A 12,076-nucleotide genomic window follows, 5' to 3' on the forward strand; every position below is an offset into this window, starting at 1 on the left:
CATATATATAATAGAAGAAAGACATTCATATATTGAAATGTAAATAGTCAATATTTGTTCAAATCTTATAGATTGATTAATAAAACGTATAATAAAGGGAATGAAACCGATTTCTTTTGCACATCTAGAGAAAACAAATGTCCTTCCTAGAAAGATTTTTCTTGTGCAAAGCGTGTATTTGCGTTACAATTTTCTTTAAGTTAAATTTTGAATTATTTGAATTTGTATGTGTCCTAACACATATAGAAATAGCGAAACTCATACAAAGAGAGTTGGCTAAAGACTGCGGTGGGTGTCAAATTGTCATGACACAACCCCATGGAAAATTAGCTTTAATGAAACTGCGGAATGTAAGTTGGAGGGAATAACAAGAATGGCAACTATAAAGGCAGCGATTTTAGGATTTGGAACGGTAGGTCAGGGGATTTACCATATTTTAAATGAAAAACGAGAAGAGCTAAAAAATAAATTAGGTATTGAATTAGAGGTAGCGAAGATTTTAGTGACAGATGCTAGTCGTGAACGTGTACCAGGTACAGCACATTTAATGACAACAAGTATGGATGAAGTCTTAGCAGAGCCAGGTATGCAGGTAGTGTTTGAAGCGATTGTGAACGAAGAACCTGCATACAGTTATTTAAAGCGAGCGGTGGAACATAAATGTCATGTTATTACTGCCAATAAAGTGATGTTTGCCAAACGAGGTTTGGAGTTGCAGGATCTTGCAAAAGCTAATGGCGTTTTTGTAGGCTATGAGGCTACTACTGCTGGTGGCGTACCTGTTATAAAAACAATGAAAAATATCTTACTTGTAAATGATGTAAGTCGTATACAAGGTGTCTTAAATGGCACATGTAATTATATTTTAACAAAAATGCGAGCACAGGGCTGGTCGTTCGAAACAGCTTTAAAAGAGGCACAAGGCTTAGGTTATGCCGAAGCAGATCCATATAATGATATATCTGGGCAGGATGCATTTAAAAAATTAATGATATTAAGTGCCTTAGCTTTTGGTGAGCAGCCTGACTGGTCAGATGTAGAGGTAATTGGGATCGATAGTATCTCTGCTGAACAAGTTCATGAAGCATGTGAAAAGGGTCTTCGTTACCGCCATGTTGCTGAAGTGGAAAAACTAGCTGACGGTAAGATTATTGCAAAAGTAGGTCCTCAACTAGTTGATAAAGAGCATCCACTTTATCCAGTCGATGATGTGTTCAATGCGGTGGCATTAGAGACTAACTATATTGGTACATTAACATTAATCGGTCCTGGAGCAGGGATGTATCCAACAGCAAGTGTCATGGTAGAAGATTATGCTGAAATCATTGGGAAAAGAGCAGGATTTGTTGTGACAATCTAATAAAAGCTTTAAAAAAGGCCCGCCATTCAACAATGTTCAATTGTATGAATGGTGGGCTTTTAGTCTTCATCTTTGACGTCTATGTCCTCTGGAATAGGAGTAGCACGCCAAATTTCAATTTCCTCTTTTATACGTTCCAATTGTTTAAAATAAGTGCTGAATTGTCCACTATTGATTAAAATTTGTTGGCCATCGTAAACAGAACGGATGCGTCCTTCGTAAATTAGACGCATTACTTGATCCTCAGGCATACCAAGATCAATAGCTGTCTCTTCAATTGATTTGTACATACGATTCGCTCCTTTTACTGTTTTTATTATAACGTCCATTCATGAGAAAACATACTATATTGGAATTAAAAGAAAAGTAAAAATGATAATTGTTTGATTTTGGATAAATATGTATGATTAGTATGGAGAAAGATGTGAAGCGGGGATGAGCTGAAAAATGTTAAATTCATTGTTTGTATTACTAGCAGCTATTCTATGGGGAATGACAGGTACTGCCCAGACATATTTGGATGAAGAGGTATCTCCAATAGCTGTAGCCACGATTCGATCTGCAATTGGTGGCAGTTTATTATTAGCTATTACGATTATAATGAGGAAAATTAATTTTTTAAGGTGGTCATGGAAATGGACAATTTTAGCTGCGGCTAGTATTGCGTTTTTCCAAGGTCTTTTCTTCTCATCCATTCGTCTAACAGGTATAGCCATTGGAACTGTTGCTACTATTGGTAGTGCACCAGTGTTTTCTGGTGTATTAGAGTGGCTAGTATGGAAAACACGTCCCACAGCAGTATGGGGACTTGCTACATTGATGGCCATTATCGGATGTCTTTTATTGTTTATGAATAATGGAGAGGAGTCTGTTCACGTTGGCGGATTCACATTAGCGCTTTGTGCAGGTTTATCCTTTGCATTTTACACAAACATAAGTAAAAAATTAATGGCACAAGAAGAAGCGTTACCCGCAGTTGCTATGACATTCTCCATTTGCGCTTTGTTTTTACTGCCGTTTTCTATACAAGGTGGATTTTCCTGGTTAGTAAATGTGCACAACTTATGGACAATGTTATTTATGGGGATTATGTGTACAAGCGTAGCGTATTTCCTGTTTTTAAGTGGACTACAAAAAATTAGTTCATCCACAGCTGTAACACTTTCATTAGCAGAACCATTGACTGCTGCAATTCTTGGTGTGTTTTTAATTGGAGAACACTTAAGTATAGTTTCCTGGCTTGGAGTAGCGATGCTTTTAGGTGGCATTGTTGTTTTAACATTGGGTGGGAGAAAAAAGCTAAAACCTTAAGAAATTCTTCATTTTTATAATAGCTGGTTTTTAAGATTTAAAAGATACACTTATATTTGAGAGCGAGGTGTATATCATGACGAAATTAACAGTTCTTGTTACAGATGACGATCAAGATATTCGTGATGGTATTGAAATCTATTTAAAAAATGAAGGCTATCATGTCATTAAAGCAGCAGATGGCTTAGATGCATTAAAAAAGCTAGAGAACAATGAAGTACATTTAATAATTTTAGATATCATGATGCCAAATATGGATGGAATTACAGCAACCTTTAAAATTAGGGAAGAGCGCAATATTCCCATTATCATGCTGAGTGCAAAGGCGGAGGATGGCGATAAGATTCATGGATTATCGGTTGGAGCAGATGATTATGTAACAAAGCCATTTCATCCATTAGAGCTGTTGGCACGTGTAAAATCCCAGCTGCGCCGTTATGTTCAGCTAGGAACGTATAGTGAGGGAGCTACAAAAGTGGAAATAGACGGACTTATTCTTGATGAAGAGGCAAAAGAGGTTGTACTAGAAGGAGAACCAGTTCGACTAACCCCGATAGAATATAAAATTACAGAACTATTAATGAAAAATGCAGGGCGTGTGTTTTCGATTCGTGAAATTTATGAACGTGTTTGGAATGAGGAAGCTTATAATGCTGAAAATATTGTAGCTGTTCACATTCGGAAAATACGTGAGAAAATTGAAGCTGATCCGAAAAATCCACGCTATCTAAAGGTGGTATGGGGCGTTGGCTATAAAATGGAAAAATAAATTAGAGAAGTATATGACTATTGCTGGATTTATTGCAGGTGTTATTGGGCTTATCTATTTTGGAATTTATGCCTATCAAATCGTCGATTCTCGCTCCTCAGAGGTTTTACAATTATTAGAAAGAATTTTTTAGAGGAGTGTAAAAAGGGATGATAAAAAAATGGAAATCTCTTCTCGTATTAATGTGTTTAATCTGGACAATTTTCGGAGTCTTTACTTTTTATAATGTGGGCTATCAGTATATTGGTAAATCATATTTTGATTCGGAAAATTTCCAACATGAAATCGATAATTTCACGGCAGAACTAGGACCGTTAGTAATTAATGTACCAAATGCAGAGGAATTGAAAAATAAAATTGAGATTACTCAAACTGAAATAGAAGATCATCGTAATTATTATGGTACATTAGGACAGCAAATCGATAACATTAAGGCACAATACGAACAACGCATTCAGGAAGCTATAGATGCCAATGCAACAGAATTAAAGACAAAGCTAGTGTCTGAACGTGATAATAAAATTAAAGATATTACAGCAAATTTTGAAGATGATGAGCATGTAAGAAAAAAGATTCTTGCTGAAAAGGAAGCCCTCATTGATAAATATATTAAAGCAGCAAAAGGTGAATCCAAAAACTTTGGAAAAAACTATGACTATTGGTCTTATGAGTTGACTAATACAGAAACTGGTAAAACGTACCGTGCAGGTGATGTTACCGAAAGTAGTGCCTATAAAATTAAGTATACTGATCGAAAACCGCTATATGCATGGAATATCAGTGAGAATTTAAGAGATATTTTTTACAATACCGAAACATACGTAAATGTAGATGATCTTTACGAAACAGCTGAATATACAGGTGTAATAGCTATTTCAAAAAAAGCAGCAATGTCAGAAGATGTTATACAGGGAGGGTATCAACAATTTCAACAGTTTCAACGCAATCAATATACTCATTACTTTATTTGGCTCACAAGTATTTTAATGGCCGTCTTTGTATGGAGGGGGCGTAAAGACTTATTACAGATAGTTACGAGTATGAAGGAAAAAGATCTTTTAACAAAGTATAAAATCGATGTACAAATTATTCTTTTGTTAATAACGAGCCTTATGTATTTCATTTCAGCCCAGGTTGTTTTTGAATCTATTGAATATAATTCTGTTTATAATTATAATTATGTCCGTTTTATACTCGATATTGGCTTTAAAATACTTGTTTTAATGGTAATTGGTAGTGCTTTCTTCGTGCAATTAATTTGGTTGTATACAAGAGTAAATACTTTGAAAAAGCTAGAGGAAAATGTGAAATCGAGCTATTTATGGTCACTTGGGGATTCGTTGACTGACTTATTTATTAATCGTTCGATCGCATTACATTCAATTGTAATGCTAGCCGCAGCCTTCTTTGGAGGTGGTAGCCTTGTTGCTACCATGATAGGAGGCGGAGCTTTTCCAGTCCTTGTACTTGGCATTTGTATGTTTATAGGATTTCCTGCTATGATTGTTTTCCTATCAAGAATGGGTTATTTAAACCGTATTATGAAAGATACGAAGGATATGGCTGAAGGACGTTTAAATCGTGATGTAAAGGTAAAAGGTAAATCTCCGCTTTCAGGTCATGCAGAAAACCTCAATCATTTACGAGAAGGTGTGCGTACGTCCATGCATGAGCAGGCGAAAAGTGAGCGGTTAAAAACAGAGCTGATTACAAATGTGAGTCATGATTTACGTACTCCTTTAACCTCTATAATTACGTATACCGATTTACTGAAGAAGCCAAATATTACAGAGGAAGAACGGAAACAATACATCCATATACTAGATAAAAAGTCTGAGCGTTTAAAAGTGCTGATTGAAGACCTTTTTGAAGTATCGAAAATGGCTAGTGGTAATATTGAACTTCACCGCAGTCGAGTAGATTTAACACAGCTTATCCAACAAGCTGTAGGGGAGCATAAAGAGGATTTAACACAGTCACAACTAGATTTACGAATGACCATGCCTCATGATCCAATCTTTGCATATGTGGATGGTCAAAAATGGTGGAGACTTATTGATAATTTAATTGTCAATGTTTTGAAGTATGCGCTAGAGGGAACGCGTGTTTATGTGACATTTAAGCGTACGGCAGATGGCGATGCTGAATTTACGGTGAAAAATGTAGCAAAGTATGAAATTAGTGAAGATGCTGAGGAATTATTTGAACGCTTTAAACGTGCAGATGCCTCACGTCATACAGAGGGCTCAGGGCTTGGATTAGCCATTGCACAATCCATTGTCGATTTACATGGAGCAAGAATGAGCATTGATGTAGATGGTGATTTATTTAAAGTAATCGTTCGAATTCCAGCAGTTTAATGGTAAAAAGGCGGCAAACTTCTGCCGCCTTTTTTATTATAGGCCTAAATTTTTGGCGATAATAACCTTCATGACTTCATTAGTACCAGCATAGATCGACATAACAGGTATATCTCTATATCTTCTAGCAATCTTATATTCCTCCATATAGCCATAGCCACCATGCAATTGCATACATTGCGTAGCAAGGTCACGTGCATTTTCGGTAATCCAGTATTTTGCCATAGAAACTTTTGTCACAACATCATTGCCTGCAATATGCTCTTCAATCAATGATTCCAAAAAGGATTTACCAAGCTCGATTTTAGTAGCCATTTCAGCTATTTTAAATTGTGTATTTTGGAAGTCACCAATTGTTTTGCCAAAAGCCTGACGTGATTTCACATAGTCTAGCGTTAGTGTAAGCATATCCTCAGCGGCTGTTTGTGCGGCAATCGCTACTGCTAATCGCTCTTGCTGCAGTTTTTCCATCATATAATGAAAGCCCTTGCCTTCTTCGCCAAGTAGATTTTGAACAGGCACTCGACAATCTTCAAAATAGAGTTCAGCTGTATCTTGGGCATGCATACCAACTTTTTCGAGCTGTCTTCCTTTTGTAAAGCCAGGTGTGCCCTCTTCAATAACAAGTAGGCTAATACCACGATGTTTTTTATCAGCCTGAGGATTTGTTTTTACTGCGACAACCGCTAAGTTTGTATGGATGCCATTTGTTATAAAGGTTTTTTGACCATTTACAATATAATGGTCCCCATCGCGAATGGCTGACGTTTTGATATTAGCCAAGTCTGAACCTGTGCCAGGCTCCGTCATTGCAATAGCTGTTATATAGTCGCCTGTGACACATTTTGGTAGCCATCGAGATTTTTGTTCGTGTGTCCCATATGCTTCGATATACGGGACAACAATATCATTATGCAGGCCAACCCCGATAAGACTTGAGCCTATACGTTCAAGTTCTTCTTGTATAATGACGCCAAAGCTGAAATCCAAGCCTAGCCCGCCATATTGTTCTTCTACTTGTGGACAAAGATAACCCATATCACCAAGCTTACGCCAAAAAGAAAGCGGAATAAGATGATCTTTTTCCCACTGTGCATAATGCGGTTCAGCTTCTTCAGCTAAAAACTTACGAAAGGTTTTGCGAAATAATTCATGCTCTGTTGTTTCAAATTTATAACGTGTCATTTGAAATAGCACCCCTTTTTCTTCGTAAATACGCGAATTTGCTCGTTCACCTACTATGTTACTGGAAGGAATGTGAAAATAAAAGTAGCGTTTAGTATGTAAATGACGAAAATGTCATCTATATACAGTGAAATGTCATGTAAAACGAGAGTAACGAATGAAATGAAAAGGTAAACTTAAATTTGGACAAGTTCCTACTTTCTTTAGAAGATTATTCAAGTGCTTTAAGCAATATGATTGATAAGTATAATGGTATAATCAATTAAATTATAGAAAGAAAGTAGAGGACTTGGTTATGCCAAAAGTAATCGGCGCTGTTCTTTTAATTAGTATTTATAGTGCTTTGACTTTCTATTTAGGGTGGGGAGTAAAGCAGTGGCTTGTAGCAATGGGGTGGTTTCGTTTTCCAGTATTATTTTGGATCGTGCTGTATATGGTTGCTTTTAGTATTATAATCGGAAGATTACACGAGTCATTACGTGTGTTTTCTGTAATCAGTAATTATTGGATGTTTATCTTTGAATATGGCTTATTGCTATGTTTAGTTGCACAATTCATTATTTTGCTTACACCTTTTAAAAACGTGCAAATAATAGGTAGTATAGCAGTAGCTATCCTATTCTTGTTAAGTATCATTGGCTCCTATTTAGCCTACTCTCCAGTTGTTCGTCATTTAGAAATAACTGTTGATAAACAAGATAGTGACTTAAACACACTAAGAGCTGTTGTAGCATCTGATTTTCACTTAGGTGTTTTATCCCATAAACGACATTTACAACGTTTTGTCAGCTTAGCTAATGAAGCACAACCAGATATCGTGTTGTTAGCTGGGGATATTGTGGACGATGACCCTAAATGGTTTGTTCAAGAGGGTATGGCAGATGTCATGAAACAATTAACATCTACATATGGAACATATGGTATATTAGGTAACCATGAATATTATGGCAAAAAAATTCCTGAATTTATTAAGGAAATGGAAAATGCCAATGTGAAAATGCTCCTAGATGAAACAATTCTTATAGAAGATGCGTTTATATTAACAGGGCAAGAGGACAGAACGAATAAAGAAAGAAAACCACTTGAGGTGCTAAAGCCTTCTGCTAATTTACCATGGCTTGTAATGAATCATACACCTGACGATTTAAACACGCCTTCCCAAATGGGCGTTGATTTACATATGTCTGGTCATACACACAAGGGACAGCTGTGGCCGAATCAGTATATAACAGCTCGTGTATTTGAACTGGATTATGGTTATAAGTTGAAGGAACAGATGCATACACTTGTTTCATCAGGCTATGGCTTCTGGGGCCCACCGATGCGAATTGGCAGTAGATCAGAGCTTTGGGTAGTAGATATAACATTTAAATAGTATGTGATAATCTAACAATCGGCTTCTTAGGTGAAAAGGCAGTAGTATATAAAAACTTAGTATTTTATAATAAGTGGGTATTTGATTAAAAAAGGTAAGGTGACATGGTGGAAATTATAGAGTTATTAAAAGCATTAATATTAGGCTTTGTCGAGGGTATGACAGAATTTGCACCAGTATCTTCTACGGGACATATGATTATCGTGGATGATATGTGGTTAAAGACTGAGGAGTTTTTAGGGAAATATCCTGCCAACACATTTAAAATTGTTGTACAACTTGGTTCCATATTAGCGGTTATCGTAGTTATGTGGAAACGTATGCTAAGCTTAGTTGGTTTATATAAAATTGAAGGTCAAGCTAAGTCCATAAATGGCCGCTTTAACTTATTGCATGTTATTGTTGGTATGCTACCAGCAGTTGTCTTAGGTTTTGCATTCAAGGATTTTATTGACGACCATCTTTTTAAAGTAGAGCATGTTGTTTATGCACTAGTGGCAGGAGCAATTCTGATGATTGCTGCAGATAAGTTGGCACCGAGAAAACCAAAAGTTGATTCTTTAGATAAGATTTCTTATGGTTTAGCATTTAAGGTAGGACTTGTACAATGCCTATCACTATGGCCAGGTTTTTCTCGTTCAGGTGCAACGATTTCGGGTGGGGTACTATTTGGTATGAGTCACCGTGTTGCAGCCGATTTTACATTCATTATGGCTGTGCCAATCATGGCAGGAGCTAGCCTCGTATCCGTTTTGAAAAACTGGGATACTTTATCAATGGACTATTTTGGCTTTTATGCTGTAGGATTCATTAGTTCGTTCGTCTTTGCATTATTGTCCATTAAGTTTTTCTTAGCGCTTATTTCAAAGGTAAAATTAATGCCTTTTGCCATTTATCGTTTAGTTTTAGCAGCAGTTCTTTGCGTTATCATTTTCATGTAAACAATAAGTCACGCTTCTTCTTCAAGAAGCAGTGGCTTTTTTTGCGTTAAGATTATTGAATCATATATCCATTTTTTCAATAAATTGATAGAAAATGAGTATAAAGAATCATGTTAAAGCATAAATTAATAGCGAATTATAATAATATTAGACAACATTTACCTACATATTGTTCATTTAGATGTTTTGAGATTATAATTGATACATAAAGTGTCTAATTATTTGTTGTTTTTTTATAAAAAGTAGGAATATAGACTTATTAAGATATATGATTAAATATATGAGGTGGAGAAAATGTTTCAACTTATCAATAGATCTAAGAAAAATACAATTGAAATAAGAAATGAAACAACAATCGGTATTTTTATAGAAGATCCAGACCGTTTACTACAATTAAATCTTGTAGGGTTAAGTGTGCATGATCTTCAGCTGATTAATAGTTTAAAACCATATGTAGAAAGAAATGTAGTAGAAGTGGTAGCGGCATTTTATCATGCAATAGAAAGTGTTCCTGCCTTACAAAAGGTTATTCAATCACATAGCTCCAGCGAACGTTTACGACAGACATTACGTCACCATATTATTGAAATGTTTGAGGGGAGAATAGATGAAGCCTTTTTAGAAAAGCGAAGACGTGTGGCCAAAATGCATGTAAAGATTAATTTATATCCGAAGTGGTATTTAGCTGCTTTTCAAATACTTGAGAAATCACTTCGCAAAATAGTCTATGAACTACGATTACCAAAGGGCGAAGAAGAGAAGTTTTGTGATGCTATCAGTAAAATATGTAATTTTGAACAACAAATCGTTTTAGAAGAATACGATAGCTATGCAAGTATACTAATTGAAACACAACGCAATAATGTTAGGGACCATGTAAAGGATGTTATCGGCGGAGTTTCTACACAATTAGAGGTTCAATCACAAACTACAACTGAAACAGTAACAGAACTTGTATATAGCGCAAAGCGTGTCAACGCTTCTTTGAAGGAAAGTATGTATGAAGCAGAATCAATGCAAAAAGTGTCTAATGAAGGCTATACTAAAATAATATCTATTAATGAACAAACAGGGAAGATTCATCATAAGACCGTTGAAATGGCAAATATGGTGGAGCAATTAGATGCATCCTCTTCGAAAATAAATGCCGTTGTAGAAATTGTGAAAAGTATTTCTGGGCAAACAAATTTACTTGCGTTAAACTCTGCAATTGAGGCGGCACGTGCCGGTGAGCATGGTAAAGGCTTTGCAGTTGTTGCAAACGAAGTACGCAAGCTTGCGGATCAAACGAAAAGCTCTGTTGAACAGATTGCTGAGTTAATCATGACGTCAAATGGTATCACAACACAAGTTGTACAAGCAATTCAGAACATACAGGAGCTTGTAAATAGTAGTATCGAACGTAATGCTGAATCCCTAAAAGCTTTTGATGCGATTTCGGGTTCTGTAGAAGTTTCGATCTCAAATTTCCAAAAAGTCGATAATCAAGTATCTGAATTAGCTACTATTATTGAATCGATTGGTGAATCTTCGGAAGAATTAGCGAGGGTGGCTAATCGCTTAAATACAACAATAAGAGAGTTTTAAAAGAAATATAGCTATGCATACTATCTATGCATAGTTTTTTAGTATGTGAATTAGGATAAAAGGTCTTATTTTATGGATAAATCAACTAAGAGGCTGATGAATTAGCTAATAGCAAATTTTATAGAAAGAGGAAGATTACAAAACCCTAGAAAATGCTTGTTTTAAGTGTTACGCTATAGGCGAATTAGGGAATTGAGTAGAGGGGTGTTTGGAGCATGAAAAAGAAATTATTTATAACACGTAAGTTTCCTACACATATTGTTGAACTGCTACAGGAGTTTTATGAAATCTCACAATGGGATGAGGAAGAAGTTGTGATTCCACGTGAAAAATTGCTCGCAGCTGTCGCTGACTGTGAGGTACTGTGGGTAACGATAGCTGACCAAGTAGATGAAGAATTACTTTCGCATGCACCCAACTTAAAATTAGTGACGAATTTAGCAGTTGGATATAATAATATCGATGTGAAGGCTTTAAAAAAACGAGGCATTATGGCGACAAATACGCCTGGAGTTTTAACTAATACAACTGCGGATTTAGTATTTGGCTTACTGCTTGCAACTGCTCGTAGAATTCCAGAAAGTGAAAGATATTTACGTGAGGGCAAATGGAAAAGCTGGTATCCAATGCAACTGGTTGGCAAGGATGTTTCAGGAGCCACAATTGGCATTATTGGCATGGGGAGAATTGGCCAAGCTGTTGCTAGAAGAGCAAAAGGGTTTGATATGAAAATCTTGTATAATAATCGCAGACGTCGTCATGAAGCAGAAGAAATGTATGGTTTCCAGTATGTTTCGCTGGAGGATCTATTAAAGCAATCTGATTTTGTTGTGATTATGACACCTTATAATAGTGATACGGAAGGACTCATTGGTGCAAAGGAACTTGCTTTGATGAAAGAAGATGCGGTATTAATTAATGCCTCACGTGGTGGAATTATTGATGAGGATGCGCTATACGATGTTCTTAAAAATGGGAAGCTTTGGGCTGCAGGACTAGATGTGTTTGAACAAGAGCCGATTGCGATGGATCATCCCTTATTAACACTTCCAAATGTAGTAGCTCTGCCACATATCGGTAGCGCGTCATTAGAAACGAGAACGGCTATGCTAATGTTAAATGTAAAAGCTTTGACTGCTTATGGACAAGGCAAGGCAATATCCAATCGAATTGATTAAAAAGAGGAGC

The 12,076-nt window shown here is 36.2% G+C and carries 11 protein-coding genes; 9 read left to right on the forward strand and 2 right to left on the reverse strand.

Annotated elements, in window-relative coordinates:
* Positions 1–373 precede the first annotated feature (373 nt).
* The gene (locus tag MKY76_RS02360) at positions 374–1,360 is read left to right on the forward strand and encodes a homoserine dehydrogenase (RefSeq protein WP_066038433.1); all 987 of its coding nucleotides are present in this window, start codon (positions 374–376) and stop codon (positions 1,358–1,360) included.
* A gap of 59 nt (positions 1,361–1,419) precedes the next feature.
* Here MKY76_RS02360 and MKY76_RS02365 read toward each other — a convergent pair whose 3' ends face one another.
* Entirely contained in the window at positions 1,420–1,650 is a 231-nt protein-coding gene (locus MKY76_RS02365) for a hypothetical protein (RefSeq protein ID WP_004229745.1), read from the reverse strand.
* A gap of 157 nt (positions 1,651–1,807) precedes the next feature.
* Between MKY76_RS02365 and MKY76_RS02370 the strand changes: the two genes are divergently transcribed.
* The 4 genes from MKY76_RS02370 (at position 1,808) to MKY76_RS02385 (ending at position 5,800) form a co-directional block, all read left to right on the forward strand.
* Positions 1,808–2,671, forward strand: coding sequence for an EamA family transporter (locus tag MKY76_RS02370; protein WP_269897420.1), 864 nt, complete (start codon positions 1,808–1,810; stop codon positions 2,669–2,671).
* 76 nt (positions 2,672–2,747) lie between these two features.
* Complete coding sequence (locus MKY76_RS02375; RefSeq protein ID WP_048393287.1) at positions 2,748–3,440, forward strand: response regulator transcription factor; 693 nt, start codon at positions 2,748–2,750, stop codon at positions 3,438–3,440.
* Positions 3,418–3,573: a hypothetical protein gene (locus MKY76_RS02380; RefSeq protein ID WP_155483369.1), complete on the forward strand. Its 156-nt coding sequence runs from the start codon at positions 3,418–3,420 to the stop codon at positions 3,571–3,573. Before MKY76_RS02375 ends, MKY76_RS02380 begins: the two co-directional genes overlap by 23 nt.
* 16 nt (positions 3,574–3,589) lie before the next feature.
* Complete coding sequence (locus MKY76_RS02385; RefSeq protein WP_342557372.1) at positions 3,590–5,800, forward strand: HAMP domain-containing sensor histidine kinase; 2,211 nt, start codon at positions 3,590–3,592, stop codon at positions 5,798–5,800.
* A 36-nt stretch (positions 5,801–5,836) separates the two neighbouring features.
* Here MKY76_RS02385 and MKY76_RS02390 read toward each other — a convergent pair whose 3' ends face one another.
* The gene (locus tag MKY76_RS02390) at positions 5,837–6,985 is read right to left on the reverse strand and encodes an acyl-CoA dehydrogenase family protein (RefSeq protein WP_048393289.1); all 1,149 of its coding nucleotides are present in this window, start codon (positions 6,983–6,985) and stop codon (positions 5,837–5,839) included.
* A gap of 295 nt (positions 6,986–7,280) precedes the next feature.
* Between MKY76_RS02390 and MKY76_RS02395 the strand changes: the two genes are divergently transcribed.
* From MKY76_RS02395 to MKY76_RS02410, 4 genes are all read left to right on the forward strand, one after another.
* Positions 7,281–8,360, forward strand: coding sequence for a metallophosphoesterase (locus MKY76_RS02395; RefSeq protein WP_257961675.1), 1,080 nt, complete (start codon positions 7,281–7,283; stop codon positions 8,358–8,360).
* A 107-nt stretch (positions 8,361–8,467) separates the two neighbouring features.
* Positions 8,468–9,301: an undecaprenyl-diphosphate phosphatase gene (locus MKY76_RS02400; RefSeq protein ID WP_048393460.1), complete on the forward strand. Its 834-nt coding sequence runs from the start codon at positions 8,468–8,470 to the stop codon at positions 9,299–9,301.
* A gap of 294 nt (positions 9,302–9,595) precedes the next feature.
* Complete coding sequence (locus MKY76_RS02405) at positions 9,596–10,888, forward strand: globin-coupled sensor protein (protein ID WP_342557373.1); 1,293 nt, start codon at positions 9,596–9,598, stop codon at positions 10,886–10,888.
* Positions 10,889–11,103: 215 nt separating this feature from the next.
* Positions 11,104–12,066 carry a D-glycerate dehydrogenase gene (locus MKY76_RS02410; RefSeq protein ID WP_112117207.1) on the forward strand — a complete coding sequence of 321 codons (963 nt, stop codon included), beginning with the start codon at positions 11,104–11,106 and terminating at the stop codon, positions 12,064–12,066.
* The last annotated feature ends 10 nt before the right edge of the window (positions 12,067–12,076 follow it).

This window comes from Lysinibacillus sp. FSL P4-0201 (genome assembly GCF_038593425.1).
GTDB lineage: Bacteria > Bacillota > Bacilli > Bacillales_A > Planococcaceae > Lysinibacillus > Lysinibacillus capsici.

Excerpts from the sequence above, each read along its gene's own strand:
- MKY76_RS02360 (WP_066038433.1), top strand. The coding sequence starts at position 374 with ATGGCAACTATAAAGGCAGCGATTTTAGGATTTGGAACGGTAGGTCAG.
- MKY76_RS02365 (WP_004229745.1), bottom strand. The coding sequence starts at position 1,650 with ATGTACAAATCAATTGAAGAGACAGCTATTGATCTTGGTATGCCTGAG.
- MKY76_RS02370 (WP_269897420.1), top strand. The coding sequence starts at position 1,808 with ATGTTAAATTCATTGTTTGTATTACTAGCAGCTATTCTATGGGGAATG.
- MKY76_RS02375 (WP_048393287.1), top strand. The coding sequence starts at position 2,748 with ATGACGAAATTAACAGTTCTTGTTACAGATGACGATCAAGATATTCGT.
- MKY76_RS02385 (WP_342557372.1), top strand. The coding sequence starts at position 3,590 with ATGATAAAAAAATGGAAATCTCTTCTCGTATTAATGTGTTTAATCTGG.
- MKY76_RS02390 (WP_048393289.1), bottom strand. The coding sequence starts at position 6,985 with ATGACACGTTATAAATTTGAAACAACAGAGCATGAATTATTTCGCAAA.
- MKY76_RS02395 (WP_257961675.1), top strand. The coding sequence starts at position 7,281 with ATGCCAAAAGTAATCGGCGCTGTTCTTTTAATTAGTATTTATAGTGCT.
- MKY76_RS02405 (WP_342557373.1), top strand. The coding sequence starts at position 9,596 with ATGTTTCAACTTATCAATAGATCTAAGAAAAATACAATTGAAATAAGA.
- MKY76_RS02410 (WP_112117207.1), top strand. The coding sequence starts at position 11,104 with ATGAAAAAGAAATTATTTATAACACGTAAGTTTCCTACACATATTGTT.